Below are 13,515 nucleotides of genomic sequence, written 5' to 3'. Positions count from 1 at the left end.
ATCACACGGTCTCCTTGCCGTCGGAGGGGGCAGCGGTTCGGTGCAATCCCTGCTCTACCGAACCTTGGTCATGGTCTTCCTTGGCCGGGCGGTGAGGCGTGGTGACCTTGCCCAGGTTGGCCAGGATCATCAGGGTGGCGCCCACTACCGCGAGATAGACGCCAAGGTCGAACAGCATGGCGGTGGCCAGCTCGATGTCACCGATCAAGGGGATGTGGAAGTGGCCGAAGGACGATGTCAGGAAGGGCGCGCCGAACAGCCAGCTGCCGAAGCCCGTCAATGCCGCCACGCCGACGCCAAGGATGGCGACGGGCTGATAGGGGAAGTCGAGTCGCTGCTGGGTCCAGGCAACCCCCCTGGCCATATACACCAGCAGCAGCCCGACGGCAGTGATCAGGCCAGCGATGAAACCGCCGCCGGGCTGATTGTGACCGCGCAGGAAGATGAAGACCGACACTAGCAGCGCCAGCGGCAACACCGTCTGCGAGATGGTTGTCAGGATCATCGGATAGCGATCGGGTGCCCAGATCCGGCCCTCGCTATCACTGTGCGGCATGAACAGGCGCAGGCGATTGAGCAGCTTGAAGATGGCCAGTCCCGCGATGGCCAGGACGGTGATCTCGCCCAGGGTATCGAAGCCACGGAAGTCGACCAGAATCACATTGACCACGTTGTGGCCGCCTCCTCCTGGCACGCTATTGTCGAGGAAGAATTGAGAAATACTCTCCGTATCGCGGGTCAGAACGGTGTAGTTGAGACCCGCGATCACGCCCCCAAGCCCCATGCACAGCAGCAGGTCGCGCAAGGCTCGTGCCGGAGTCGACTCTCTTGGCGTCTTTTGTGGCAAAAAGAACAGCGCCAGCATCAGCAGAATCATGGTCACCACCTCTACCGACAGCTGGGTCAGGGCCAGGTCAGGCGCAGAGAAGCGGGCAAAGGTCAGTGACACCAGCAGACCGACCACCGACAGCATCAGCAGTGAGATCAGGCGGTGTCGGTGGGTGATGGCGGTGCCGATGCCGGTAAAGATCAGCAGCAGGGCACCGACCAGCAGGACACCGTCGACCGGTTGATTGCCCTTGGCTCCCGTGAGCGCATCCATTCGCGCCAGACCCACGGCGCCGGCGATCAGAGAGGCGCCTAACAGCAGCGTCATGAAGCGCTGCAGCGACGCATTGTCGAACCACTCGGTGATGCGCTCTGCGCGATCGCCGATCGTCTGGACCACGCCCTCGAAGATGCGGCTGGCATCGCGGGGCGGAAAGTCACGCACAAACTGACGGATCTTGCGGTGCAGCAGATAGGTTGTCAGGCCGGCCAGCGTGGCGACGACGCTCATCGCCAGCGGTAGGTTGAAGCCGTGCCAGATGGCCAGGTGAAAATCCAGGGGCTCAAGCAAAACGGCGGCCACCGCCGGTGCCAGCAGCCAGGTGGCCATCACCGCGGGAAACAGGCCAACCAGGATGCACAGTGTTGCCAGCAACTCCGACGGAGCGCGCATCAGGTGTGGAGGCTCGTGAGGAGCCTTGGGTGGAGCGTGACGAGGCTCGGCGAAGAACACCGCGTGGACCAGACGGATCGAGTAGGCCACCGACAGCACACCGCCGATGGTGGCGAGTACCGGCAGGACCAGGCTCAGACCGCCAAAGGCCTGGGAGTCCAGGGTTTCCGTGAAGAACATCTCCTTGGAGATAAAGCCATTGAGCAGCGGGAAGCCTGCCATGGCAGCGCCTGTGATACTCATCACGATGCAGGTGATCGGCATGGCCTTGGCAAGCCTGCCCAGCCTGGCCAGGTCCCGCGTTCCCGCTTCGTGGTCGATGATGCCCGAGCACATGAAAAGCGCGGCCTTGAAGGTCGCATGGTTGAGAATATGAAATAGCGCAGCGAGCACCGCCATGGGGCTGCCGATCCCCAACAGTACCGTGATCAGGCCAAGATGGCTGACAGTCGAGAATGCCAGGATGCCCTTGAGGTCTGCCTTGATCAGCGCGAACCATGCCGCGTAGACCATGGTGACGATCCCGACCACGGTCACGATGGCCGACCACAGCTCACTGCCGGCAATGGCCGGGTGCAGGCGAGCCATCAGGAAAATGCCGGCTTTGACCATAGTGGCCGAGTGCAGGTAGGCGGAGACCGGCGTTGGCGCTGCCATGGCGTGGGGCAGCCAGAAGTGGAAGGGGAACTGCGCCGACTTGGCGAAGGCGCCCAGCAGCACGAGCACCAGCATGATGGGGTAGCGCGAGTCCGCCAGAATGGTGGCGCCGCTGTCCAGCACGACCTGCATATCCAGGCTGCCGACGATGTCGCCGAGCAGCAGCAGGCCAGCGAGCAGGGCCAGACCGCCCGCACCGGTGACCGTCATGGCCATGCGCGCACCCTTGCGGGCCTCGGAGCGGTGTGACCAGAAACCGATCAACAGAAACGACGACAGGCTGGTGAGCTCCCAGAACATCCACAGGACCAGCAGATTGTCGGCCATGGCAATGCCGACCATGGAGGCCATGAACAGGATCAGGTAGGCGTAGAACTTGGCGTAGTTCTCGCTGGCGTCCAGGTAGTAGTGGGCATACAGGATGATCAGCAGGCCGATACCCAGTATCAGCAGATTGAACAGCAGCGACAGACCGTCCAGGCGGAAGGCCAGGTCAAGGCCGATCTGCGGCACCCACTCGAGGCCTGCACGGGGAATGTTGCCTGCCTCGATGGCGGGCAGATAACTGAGGGTAAGGGCCAGCGCCACTGCCGGAAGGCAAGCGGTGGCCAGGGTGCAGAGTAAGCGGCCTCGAGATCCGGTCAATGCGGGTACCAGCACACCGAGAAGCGGTAGCAAGGGAATCCATAGCAAAGTCATCTGTTGGTCATCCTGCCTGTCCTTGAACGTGGTAAGCCCTGACGCGCCTGTAAAAGCCGTTCGACTACAAGGTGTTATGAGTACCCCTGGAGTGGCGGTCACCTTACCCTGAAGCGCCGCCCCACTTTACCCGAAAGATGGACGCCCCGCTGCCCTGTTCGGATTCAACGACCTCGGTCTTCTCTTACAGGCTTGTACGATAAGTGTACAAGTCCTATATTTTAGAGATCCTCATGGCGCTGGACCATCGAATACCTGGCGCTAGAAGGCGGAAGGGGCCGCTATCGGCCGACATGATGGATGGTGAGTGGAGTTGGCATGGAGACAGATCTGGTCTGGCTGCGCGGGGAGCTCAGGTTGGCGGATAACCCGCTGCTGGCATCGCCGGGAGGGATCAGCGAGCGGCTCGTGGTGTACGTGATCGACGCTGCCCTCCTTGAGCCTCAGGCGTCGCTGGACATTCCCAGAATGGGGGCGCGCAGGCTGCGATTCCTGTGGCAGAGCCTACGGGAGCTGAGAGGCGAGTTGCTCAAGTGTGGTAGCGATCTGCTGGTCACCGTGGGCGAGCCGGTGACGCTGGTGGCAAACCTGGCCGAGCGTATCGGCGCCTCGGCAGTGCGTGTGGGTGAGCATCCCGGTAGCGAAGAGCAGCAACAGGTGCAGCGCCTGTCACAGCTATTGCATCCTGGTTGTCGGCTCGACACGTTCAGTACCGCCACGCTCTGGGCGCATGCAACCTTGCCTATTGCAGTGGAGGAGGTTCCGGGCAGCTGGTCCGCGTTCAAGCGCAAGCTGGGCAAGGCCAAGCCATCTGCTAAGGCACTGCCAGCGGCAGCCACTCAGCCCGCCTGGCCCGATCGGGCGCCTCGCGGGCTGCCGTCGCTGCAGCGTCTTTCGCCGGCGGCAGCGGCGCTCGATGATCACCCTGACCCGTTGGGCCTTGGCTATGCGGGCGGCGCAGCGAGTGGACTTGACCGCCTTGATGAGTATTTCTGGAAGCAGCAAGCGATCGGTGTCTATCAAGACACCCGTAACGGGTTGGTGGGGCCGGACTTCTCGTCACGCCTGTCGGCTTGGTTGGCCACGGGGTGTATCTCTGCCACCCAGGTGCTGGGCGCGCTGACGCGTTGGGAGCAGGAGCACGGGGCCAATGCCTCGACGAAGCACTTCTATCGCGAGCTGCTATGGCGAGAATACTTCCACTGGGCGGCGTGGCAGGAGGGGAGCGCACTGTTTGGCAAGCGGGCGCCATCGCCAGGAAAGGCGTTCACACGCTGGCAGCAGGGAGAGACGGGGCAGCCGGCGGTGGATGCAGCCATGAAGGAACTGCGCGATTGTGGCTGGATATCCAACCGTGCGCGTCAGTGGGCGGCCAGCTATCTGGTGCACGATCTGTGCGGAGATTGGCGTCATGGAGCCGCCTGGTTCGAGCACTGTCTGATGGATTATGACGTGGCCAGTAATTGGGGTAACTGGAAGTACATCGCGGGCGTGGGGCGTGACACTCGGCCCAAGGTCTTCGACATGGATGATCAGGCCCGGCGTTACGACCCCGAATTGCGATACGTCCAACACTGGCTCGAGAAGGACGAGCCTGAACGGCGACAGGGGGTGTCATGAGGACGAGAAGAAGGTCCATCGGCGTCTCAGTTCGCAGCGATCAGAGCCCTGCGCTGGCAGGACGAAAGGGCGGGATGTGCGGCGACATGGTGGTATCGAAGGACAGCCCCAGCCCCCTCCTGTGGTCGACGCCGATTCCCTCCGTTTGCATCTAGCGCCGCAGCGGGGAGTGGGTCATCATGCCTGCACATTGATTGCCAAGGATTGCCTTCAACATGTCGACGCGACTGCTTCCCGCCTTTCTTCTTATCGCCTTGGTCGGCTGCCAGACGACGTCTGCCGCCCCAGAGAGTGGACCTGCCAGCCCTGCTGCCTCGAAGACAGAGAGTGCCAGCTCTGACAGCAACGCGGCGATGCCCGCCGCCAAGGACGCCAGTGCTGACGATCATGACGGTCGTACCTTCGACCAGTGGCTCGCCGACTTCCGTCGCCAGGCTCGTAGTGAAGGTATCAGCGAAGACACACTGGCGCGGGCCCTGGATGGCGTGCGTTACCGTCCCAGGGTGATTGAGCTCGACGGCTCGCAGCCCGAGTTCGTGCGTCCGGTCTGGCAATATCTTGATACCGCCGTGTCAAACGCGCGGGTGACCCAAGGGCGTGACAAGTTGGCAGCCAACCGCAGTGCAGCGGATCGTGCCCAGTCAAGCTATGGCGTGCCGGTGGAAGTGCTGACGGCTATCTGGGGCATAGAAAGCAACTACGGCCAGAATTTTGGTGATTTCTCCACTCTGGAAGCGTTGGCCACGCTGGCTTACGACGGTCGCCGTCGAGACTTTGCCCGCGGGGAGCTGCTGGCCGCGCTGAAGATCATCCAGGCCGGGGATATCACGCCCCAGCGCATGAAAGGGTCCTGGGCGGGAGCCATGGGACATACGCAGTTTATCCCGTCGAGCTTTGTGTCCTATGCCAAGGACGGCGATGGGGACGGTCGCCGGGATATCTGGGCCAGCATTCCAGACGTCATGGCGTCTACCGCCAACTATCTGAATCGTGCCGGATGGCAGCCCGGCCAGCCCTGGGGCGTGGAGGTCGAGCTGCCCGCTGGCTTCGACTACGCCCAGACTGAGCTCGACACCCGCAAGAGTGCCGCTGAGTGGGGCCAGCAAGGGGTGCGCCGGCTCGGTGGTGGCGAGTTGCCTGCCTTTGCCGAGGCCTCGGTGATTACCCCTGCGGGTGCCCGCGGCCCGGCCTTCCTGGTGGGTCCCAATTTCCGTGCCATCCTTCGCTACAACAATGCCACCAGCTATGCCCTTGCGGTTGCCTCACTCAGCGAGCGCATCGCAGGCCGGCCTGGCATTCAGGGAGGATGGCCGAGGGACGAACAGCCCCTGAGTCGCACCCAAGTGCGCCAGCTGCAGGCACGGCTGCAGGCTCTGGGGTACGGGGTGGGAACCCCTGACGGCATCATGGGTCCCAATACTCGCGCGGGTCTGCGAGCCTGGCAGCGTGATCAGGGGCTGGTTCCGGATGGCTTTGCCACCCTGCGCCTGCTCGAACAGCTGAATCGCTGATCCTCTTCAGACGTGCCCAAGCGACGGTTTGGGCACCCGGCACATCGGCGCTGGCTGACAGCGCCGCATCACAGGGAGAATTGCAGGATGAAGGAATCGCTTGAACGCTGGTGTGTGAGCCGGATACGTGCCGTGGCGCTGGCAGCGCTACCGTTGACCTTGATGCCGATGAACGCCGCCCTGGCTGATGACGGACCCGATGTCTTTGGTTGGGTGGAGAAGGCGACGCTGGAGCCCTGGGACGTGGAGGTCAAGGCCAAGCTGGACAGCGGTGCGCTGACATCCTCGCTGGATGCGCGAGATATCGAGCGTTTCGACAAGGACGGTGAGCCTTGGGTACGGTTTGCGCTCGAGCTGGAAGATGAAGAGACAGGCGAGACCTTCAAGAAGGAGCTCGAGCGGCCTTTGTATCGTGACATGACGGTACGTGGGGCCGGCGGCCGGGACGAACGTCTGGTCGTGCTGATGAAGGTGTGCATGGGCGATACCATTCACGAAGAGCAGTTCAGCCTGCGCAATCGCGAGGAAATGAACTATCCGATGCTGCTGGGACGTCGCACCATCGGTGAGCTCGGCCTTCTCGATGTGCGAGAAACCTTCCTGATCGCGCCGACCTGTGACGAGAATTCACCGGTGATCGAGCACGATGGGGAAGGGGAGTTCGGCACCAATCGCAGGGCCGAAGATACCGACGACCAGGACGCAGGGGACCAGGACGCTGACGCTGAATGATCGCCGTCTGCTGGTCAGTACGTCCCGGCATGGCGGCTGCCGCTGCCATGCCTGTGTGCTTTGCCAGGGTCCGTCATTCCGGCGTCAGCGGTGGTGGATCAGGGTGTGCTCACACCTGGGCCGGCCCACTAGAACAGTCGCGCCAGCAGGGCAGTCACGGCGGTTTCCACCCTGAGGATGCGTTGTCCCAGGTGAATGCCCTCACATCCGGCGGCCAGCATTTGCTCCACCTCCCAGTCGATGAAACCTCCTTCGGGGCCAATCAACAGCACCACCGGATCATCGATGCCTCGAGGGCATGCCTGCGGCATGCCTGGATGAGCCAACAGGCCGCGCCGCCCCTCCAGCAGAGTCGGTAGCCGGTCCTCGACAAACGGACGGAAGCCGCGCGCCGTATCCACCGTGGGCATGCGAGTATCACGCGCTTGCTCCAATCCCAGCACCAGGTGCTGGTGAATCTTAGCCGGATCGAGTTCCGGCGACTGCCAGTAGCTTTTTTCCACGCGCCGGCTATGCAGCAGCGTGATGTGCTTCACCCCCAGCGCAGTGGCATGCTCTATGCTTCTTGCCAGCATGCGTGGACGAGGCAGGGCCAGCACCAGATGCACCGGCAGCGCCTCGGGAGGTGCCTGGTCCAGGCCTGATACGTCGAAGCAAGCTTCATCTTCGTCCAACGAAAGCAGCGTTCCACGACCAAGCGGGCCATTCTCTATTCCGAGGGTCATGACGTCACCTTGCTGGGCGCGGTGAACCTGACGCAGGTGTGCCAGGCGTCTGGGGTCGCGGACCCTGGCTAGCCGTGAGTCATTGACGTCGTCCTGGGTGAGAAGAATCAGGTTCATGGAGCCTCGAATGCCGGTTTGTCTTGCAAGGGCGGTGTCGCGGTGCAAAATGGATGCGAACGAAGCCGAATGACCTTGATGGCGGTCAGGTGGCTTCCCACAGAATGTAAGGAGCAGCGCCGTGCGTGTGATTCGCAAGTATGCCAATCGCCGGCTCTATGATACCGAACAGAGCCGCTATGTGACCCTCGAGGATCTGCGCAGTCTGATTCTCGAAGAAGTGCCCTTCCGTGTCGAGGACGCCAAGAGTGGCGAAGACCTGACACGCACCATCCTGTTGTCGATCATCATCGAACAGGAACAGGCTGATAGCGACGCCGAGGTCTTCTCCAATGACCTGCTGCAGCAACTGATTCGGGTGTACGCCATGTCCCAGCCGCTGCCGCTGGCGCGTTATCTGGAACAGGGCACGCGGCTGATGATGGAACAGCAGAAGAAGATGCAGGATCAGTGGCAGCAGGCCATGCGCCATTCCCCGATGGAGCTGATGCGGGAGTTGGCGGAAGAGAATATGCGCTTCTGGCAGAACACCATCAGTCAAGGAGGTACCACCCGTTCGGATGACGACGAACGATCGTCCTGAGTCGTCCAGCGGGGGGGCGGCAGTGCCGCACGTTATCGCGCGGGCCGGGCCTTTTTCTGCCATAATGCCGCCTCATTTGGTACATGATAGGTGGTTGAGCGGATGAAGGTCCTGATCATCGGCGGCGGTGGCCGCGAACACGCGCTGGCCTGGAAAGTGGCTCAGGCGGCCAGCGTTTCTGCGGTATTCGTCGCGCCAGGTAATGCGGGTACCGCCCGCGAGGCAGGCCTGACCAACGTCGATATCGGCGTGGCTGATCTTGATGGCCTGGTTGCCTTTGCCCAAGGCGAAGGCATTGATCTCACCATCGTAGGCCCCGAAGCACCGCTGGTGGAGGGTGTCGTCGATCGCTTCCGCGCGGCAGGGCTGGCGATTTTTGGCCCGACCCAGGGCGCTGCCCAGCTCGAGGGGTCGAAGTCCTTCACCAAGGACTTTCTGGCACGCCACGCCATCCCCACCGCCGCCTACAGTACCTTTACCGAGGTCGAGCCGGCCCTGACCTATCTGCGAGAGCAGGGCGCTCCTATCGTGATCAAGGCCGACGGGCTGGCGGCCGGCAAGGGCGTCATCGTGGCCATGAGCGAGACCGAAGCCGAGGCCGCCATCCGCGATATGCTGGAAGCCAACGCCTTTGGCGACGCTGGTGCACGGGTGGTGATCGAGGAGTTTCTCGAGGGCGAGGAAGCCAGCTTTATCGTGATGGTGGATGGCGACGCCATCGTGCCCATGGCCACTAGTCAGGACCACAAGCGCGTTGGCAATGGGGATACTGGCCCCAACACTGGCGGCATGGGGGCTTACTCCCCCGCGCCGGTGGTCACCGATGAGGTCTATGCGCGCATCATGGATGAGGTCATTCGTCCGACGGTGCAAGGCATGGCCGCTGAAGGGCACCCTTACACCGGGTTCTTGTATGCAGGTCTGATGATCAGCGAAGCCGGTGAACCCAAGGTCATCGAGTACAACTGCCGTTTCGGTGATCCTGAGACACAGCCGATCATGATGCGCCTCAACAGTGACCTGGCCGAGCTGTGCCTGGCGGGTGCCACGGGACGCCTTGACGGTCATGAGTGTCAGTGGGACCCGCGTCCTGCCATTGGTGTGGTCATGGCCGCCGAGGGCTATCCGGCAGGTTACCGCAAGGGCGATGCGATTACTGGCTGTGATGAGGCCGAGGCGCTGGGGCTCAAGGTTTTCCACGCGGGTACCGCAGACAGCGACGGTCAGGTGGTAACGTCTGGCGGGCGGGTGCTGTGCGTGACGGCGCTGGGCGATGACCTTGCGGCTGCGCGCGAGCTTGCCTACCGCGGCGTGGATCGCGTCGGATTCGATGGGGCGTTCTGGCGAACCGATATTGCCCACCGCGCCATGGCTCGCCAGGGCTGATGAGGCAACATGCCCGACTCGCCCCGTGGCCAGGCCAATAACAATTTCCAAGGAGCGAGCATGGAACGTGTGAAACTCGACTTCCCCGAGCAGTCGATCGTGCATCGCCACCCGCTGACGGTGCGCATCACCGACATGAACTACGGCCAACATCTTGGCCATGATGCGGTGATTTCGCTGATGCACGAGGCCAGGGCAGCCGCCCTGGCCGAACTTGGCCTCCACGAGGGCGACCTGGGGGGCTTCCCCAGCGTGGCGGCGGACTTGGCCATCCAGTATCAGGCGGAAGCCCATTGGCCGGATGCCCTGGTTATCGACACGGCGATTCCGGCGCCGGGACGCAAGGCCATCACGGTCTACCACCGGATTCGCCGAGAGCGTGACGAGCGCATTGTGGCGACCGCCCGCATCAACTTGATGGTGGTGGATCCCCTGGCGGCTCGTCCGGTGGCGGTGCCCGATGCTGTGCATGCTGCGCTGGAGAGGGTGCGCTGATGTCGAGGGAGTATCCGGTCATCGCGGTCACCGGTTCATCCGGGGCGGGTACCACGACCGTCAAGAGGACCTTTGAACGCATGTTTGCGCGCGAAGACGTGCATGCGGCCTTCGTCGACGGTGATGCCTTTCATCGCTATACCCGGCAGGAGCTGGCGCGAATCTTCCGCGAGGAGCCCGAGCGCAAGGATGAGCTGTCCCACTTTGCCGTCGAAGCCAACTTGCTCGATCGTCTGGAAACGCTGTTTCAGGAGTACGGGGATAGTGGCTCGGGTACCTTCCGCCATTACATCCATGCCGAAGACAAGAAGATGATCGAGGCTGGCTATCAGGTTGGCACCTTTACCGAGTGGCAGCCGCTACCGACGGGCACCGACCTGCTGTTCTATGAAGGCCTGCATGGTGGTCTGGTGACCAGTGAGGTGGATATCGCTCGGCATGTCGACCTGCTGGTAGGCGTTGCCCCGACCATGAACCTTGAGTGGATTCAGAAGATTGATCGGGACATGCATGCTCGGGGATACACCCAGGAAGCGGTCATCGACACCATTCTTGGGCGCATGGACGACTACGTTCGCTATATTCTGCCCCAGTTCTCGCGCACCCATATCAACTTTCAGCGGGTGCCCACGGTGGATACCTCGAACCCCTTCGAGGTGCAGGACATTCCTACCGATGCCGAGTCCTTCGTGGTGATCCGCTTTCGTGATCCCGCCACGGTGGACTTTCCCTATCTGTTGGCGATGATTCAAGATGCCTTCATGAGTCGCCCCCATACCCTGGTCGTGCCTGGTTCGCGCTTGTCTCTGGCGATGGAGTTGATCCTGGGGCCACTGGTACGCCATTTGCTGGCGCAGCGTCGCTTTCGCTGAATCACCTCACAACGGCGCTCATCGCGCCGCCACGGGGGCCGCGTAGCGCTTGGCCCCCGCGACACACAGCACCACGATGGCACAGGTGATCAGCATCATCAGGCTGATGCTTTCGTGCAGCCACCAGGCGGCTAGCCCCAGTCCCAGAAAGGGTTGCAGCAGCTGCAACTGTCCGACGGCGGCGACGCCACCCTGAGCCAGCCCCTGGTACCAGAAGACAAAGCCAATCAGCATGCTGAACAGCGACACATAGCCCATGGCCCCCCAGGCAGCGATGCCGATATTCGTAAAGGATGACGGGCGAGAGAGTGCTGTCAGCGCCAGCATGACGGGAAGTGCGAGAACCAGCGCCCAGCAAATGACGCGCCAGCCAGACAGACGTCTCGATAGACGTGCGCCTTCTGCATAGCCCAGCCCGCAGACCAGCACAGCGCCTACCATGAGCAGATCTCCCGACCCGTTGCCATAGCCATGCTGGCTCAGGGCAAACAGGGTAATGACGCCGCCGCCGCAGAGGGAAAACAGCCAGAACACCGGGCGTGGCCTATCGCCTGCGCGCAGCACACCGAACAGGGCAGTGGCCATCGGCAGCAGGCCGATGAAGACCAGAGAGTGAGCGGCGTTGACCTGTTCGAGAGCCAGCGCGGTCAACAGCGGAAACCCGACCACCACGCAGCCCGAGATCAGTGCGAGCGAGGCCAGCTCGCCAAGTGCTGGGCGACGTCCGCCGAAGCAGAGCAGCAGCATCAGCGCTACCGCACCGGCGATGCTAGCCCTGGCGAAGGTGAGGAACAGGGGATCGAAGGCACCTACGGCGATGCGCGTTGCCGGCAGCGAGCCGCTGAAGATGGCCATTCCAAGAAAGCCGTAGGCCCATCCAAGGTGGGGGGAAGACATGCGTGAGGCTCCGTGCCGAAATGATCTGCTTAGGTTGGGCTGGAGCGTCGGCGGTATCGAGATACAGTTCAGTACAGTTTGGGAAAACTGTTATGGTGCGGTGACCAATACAGTGCGCCGCCGTGTCGACTGAAATGATCGCCCAGAGGATCGATCCGATGGCGTTGGTCTGCACTACGCATCTTGCTATGTCGAGGGGGAAGGATGCACCTATCTGATATTGACCGCCGGTCGGCCGTTCCTCTGGTAGAGCAAGTGGTGGCCCTGGTGCATCGGCGGATGGCGCAGCGTCAGCTGGCTCCAGGGGCTCGACTGCCATCGATCAGGGCGTTGGCTGAGTCGCTGTCGATTTCGCGTTCTACCGTGGTCGACGCCTACGACCGTCTGGTCAGCGAGGGCGCCATTCACTCTCGTCCCGGGGCGGGATTCTTCGTGGGGGATCGTCTTCCACCACTCTCCCTGGCCGAGCTCGGTCCTCCCCGTGCCCGTGAAGTCGACCCGCTGTGGCTGACCCGTCAAGCGCTCGAAAGCGATCAGGCCCGCTGGCGGCCAGGCTGTGGCTGGCTGCCGGCAGAATGGATGCCGCATGACGATATACGGCGAGGCTTGAGGCAGCTGGCTCGCCGCTCCTGCGCCCTGCCGACGCTGACCGACTATGCGCCGCCGCAAGGCCTGGGGGCGTTGCGGCAGGTGCTGTCGCGCCGCCTGGCGGAACGCGGGGTGGAGGCGTCACCACAGCAGATCATGCTGGCGGAGTCGGGCACTCAAGCGATTGACCTGCTCTGTCGTTTCTTGCTGGAGCCGGGTGACTGCGTGGTGGTGGATGATCCCTGCTACTTCAACTTTCATGCCATGCTGCGGGCCCATCGCGTCACCGTGATCGGAGTGCCCTTCACCCCGTCGGGGCCAGATCTGGTCCACCTTGGCCACGCCCTCGAGCAGCACCGACCACGTCTTTACATCACCAACTCCGGGCTGCATAACCCCACCGGCGCCGGCCTTACGCTGGCGGTGGCCCATCGCGTCCTGCGCCTGGCCGAACAGCATGATCTGTTGATCATCGAAGACGATATCTTTGCCGACTTCGACATTCAGCAGGCGCCTCGGCTGGCGGCGCTGGATGGACTGGACCGGGTGCTTCAAGTGGGCAGTTTTTCCAAGACCCTGTCGGCCTCGGTGCGCTGCGGTTACATCGCGGCCCGCGGCGAGTGGATCGAAGAACTGGTGGATCTCAAGCTTGCCACGTCCTTTGGTGCCAGCGCTCTGTCTGCGGAGTTGGTGCTGCAGTTGGTCAGAGAAGGGGCGTACCGACGCCACCTCAACCTGCTCAGGGCGCGCCTGGGCGATGCCATGGGGCGAGTCAACCTGCGGCTCAGGTCGTCAGGCCTTGAGCCCTGGATCGAGCCAGCGGGTGGGATGTTTGTCTGGGCGAGCCTGCCCAGCGGGCTGCTGGCCAAGGAGGTCGCGCGGGAAGCCCTGAACGTGGGCCTGGTGCTGGCGCCTGGAGAGGTCTTCAGTGCTGATGGCAAGGCCAGTCGCTATCTTCGCTTCAACGTCGCCCAGTGTACCAGCCCCGAGGTGTTCGACCTGCTCGATAGCACCCTTGAGCGCGTCGCCGGACAGCAGTGAGTCAGACCGGCTGTCATGACCTCCGTCGCCAGCAGGCGAGATGTGTCAGGGCACCCTCTGGGGGGGAGTGGAGATGCGTTGATGGCCGCCG

11 protein-coding genes are annotated in these 13,515 nt (G+C 62.8%); 8 read left to right on the top strand and 3 right to left on the bottom strand.

All coding sequences use genetic code 11. From position 1 onward, the window contains the following. Position 1: 1 nt before the first annotated feature. Positions 2-2,857 carry a monovalent cation/H+ antiporter subunit A gene (locus JF545_RS08760; RefSeq protein WP_206941364.1) on the bottom strand — a complete coding sequence of 952 codons (2,856 nt, stop codon included), beginning with the start codon at positions 2,855-2,857 and terminating at the stop codon, positions 2-4. A 318-nt stretch (positions 2,858-3,175) separates the two neighbouring features. On the opposite strand from JF545_RS08760, the gene JF545_RS08755 reads away from it, so the two are divergent. The 3 genes from JF545_RS08755 (at position 3,176) to JF545_RS08745 (ending at position 6,720) form a co-directional block, all read left to right on the top strand. Further along, on the top strand, positions 3,176-4,477 hold the full coding sequence (locus JF545_RS08755) for a DASH family cryptochrome (protein WP_206941363.1): 1,302 nt from the start codon (positions 3,176-3,178) through the stop codon (positions 4,475-4,477). A gap of 215 nt (positions 4,478-4,692) precedes the next feature. Beyond that, positions 4,693-5,988 (top strand): lytic murein transglycosylase, encoded by a 1,296-nt coding sequence (locus JF545_RS08750; RefSeq protein WP_206941362.1) that lies wholly within the window; start codon positions 4,693-4,695, stop codon positions 5,986-5,988. Positions 5,989-6,075: 87 nt separating this feature from the next. Then, the gene (locus tag JF545_RS08745) at positions 6,076-6,720 is read left to right on the top strand and encodes an ATP-dependent zinc protease family protein (protein WP_431606261.1); all 645 of its coding nucleotides are present in this window, start codon (positions 6,076-6,078) and stop codon (positions 6,718-6,720) included. Positions 6,721-6,848: 128 nt separating this feature from the next. Here the strand turns inward: JF545_RS08745 and JF545_RS08740 are convergent, their stop codons facing one another. Then, positions 6,849-7,562, bottom strand: coding sequence for a 16S rRNA (uracil(1498)-N(3))-methyltransferase (locus tag JF545_RS08740; RefSeq protein ID WP_206941361.1), 714 nt, complete (start codon positions 7,560-7,562; stop codon positions 6,849-6,851). Between the two features lie 121 nt (positions 7,563-7,683). Between JF545_RS08740 and phaR the strand changes: the two genes are divergently transcribed. The 4 genes from phaR (at position 7,684) to JF545_RS08720 (ending at position 10,898) form a co-directional block, all read left to right on the top strand. Then, on the top strand, positions 7,684-8,145 hold the full coding sequence (phaR, locus tag JF545_RS08735; protein WP_206941360.1) for a polyhydroxyalkanoate synthesis repressor PhaR: 462 nt from the start codon (positions 7,684-7,686) through the stop codon (positions 8,143-8,145). Between the two features lie 102 nt (positions 8,146-8,247). Continuing rightward, entirely contained in the window at positions 8,248-9,531 is a 1,284-nt protein-coding gene (gene purD, locus JF545_RS08730; RefSeq protein ID WP_206941359.1) for a phosphoribosylamine--glycine ligase, read from the top strand. Between the two features lie 60 nt (positions 9,532-9,591). Further along, a complete protein-coding gene (locus JF545_RS08725) occupies positions 9,592-10,026 on the top strand; it encodes an acyl-CoA thioesterase (RefSeq protein WP_206941358.1) in 435 nt (144 codons plus the stop codon). Beyond that, positions 10,026-10,898, top strand: a complete 873-nt coding sequence (locus tag JF545_RS08720) for a phosphoribulokinase (RefSeq protein ID WP_206941357.1) — start codon at positions 10,026-10,028, stop codon at positions 10,896-10,898. The genes JF545_RS08725 and JF545_RS08720 overlap by 1 nt, the downstream gene beginning before the upstream one ends. Positions 10,899-10,916: 18 nt before the next feature. Here JF545_RS08720 and JF545_RS08715 read toward each other — a convergent pair whose 3' ends face one another. Continuing rightward, positions 10,917-11,795, bottom strand: a complete 879-nt coding sequence (locus JF545_RS08715; protein ID WP_206941356.1) for a DMT family transporter — start codon at positions 11,793-11,795, stop codon at positions 10,917-10,919. Between the two features lie 204 nt (positions 11,796-11,999). On the opposite strand from JF545_RS08715, the gene JF545_RS08710 reads away from it, so the two are divergent. Further along, positions 12,000-13,424 (top strand): PLP-dependent aminotransferase family protein, encoded by a 1,425-nt coding sequence (locus JF545_RS08710; protein WP_206941355.1) that lies wholly within the window; start codon positions 12,000-12,002, stop codon positions 13,422-13,424. Positions 13,425-13,515 lie beyond the last annotated feature (91 nt).

This window comes from Halomonas litopenaei, from assembly GCF_017303055.1.
GTDB lineage: Bacteria > Pseudomonadota > Gammaproteobacteria > Pseudomonadales > Halomonadaceae > Halomonas > Halomonas litopenaei_A.
This window is presented reverse-complemented; position numbering and strand designations above follow the sequence as displayed.

Coding starts and splice junctions, on each gene's coding strand:
- JF545_RS08725 (WP_206941358.1), top strand. CDS start 9,592: ATGGAACGTGTGAAACTCGACTTCCCCGAGCAGTCGATCGTGCATCGC.
- JF545_RS08760 (WP_206941364.1), bottom strand. CDS start 2,857: ATGACTTTGCTATGGATTCCCTTGCTACCGCTTCTCGGTGTGCTGGTA.
- JF545_RS08745 (WP_431606261.1), top strand. CDS start 6,076: ATGAAGGAATCGCTTGAACGCTGGTGTGTGAGCCGGATACGTGCCGTG.
- JF545_RS08710 (WP_206941355.1), top strand. CDS start 12,000: ATGCACCTATCTGATATTGACCGCCGGTCGGCCGTTCCTCTGGTAGAG.
- JF545_RS08755 (WP_206941363.1), top strand. CDS start 3,176: ATGGAGACAGATCTGGTCTGGCTGCGCGGGGAGCTCAGGTTGGCGGAT.
- JF545_RS08750 (WP_206941362.1), top strand. CDS start 4,693: ATGTCGACGCGACTGCTTCCCGCCTTTCTTCTTATCGCCTTGGTCGGC.
- JF545_RS08720 (WP_206941357.1), top strand. CDS start 10,026: ATGTCGAGGGAGTATCCGGTCATCGCGGTCACCGGTTCATCCGGGGCG.
- JF545_RS08740 (WP_206941361.1), bottom strand. CDS start 7,562: ATGAACCTGATTCTTCTCACCCAGGACGACGTCAATGACTCACGGCTA.
- purD (WP_206941359.1), top strand. CDS start 8,248: ATGAAGGTCCTGATCATCGGCGGCGGTGGCCGCGAACACGCGCTGGCC.
- JF545_RS08715 (WP_206941356.1), bottom strand. CDS start 11,795: ATGTCTTCCCCCCACCTTGGATGGGCCTACGGCTTTCTTGGAATGGCC.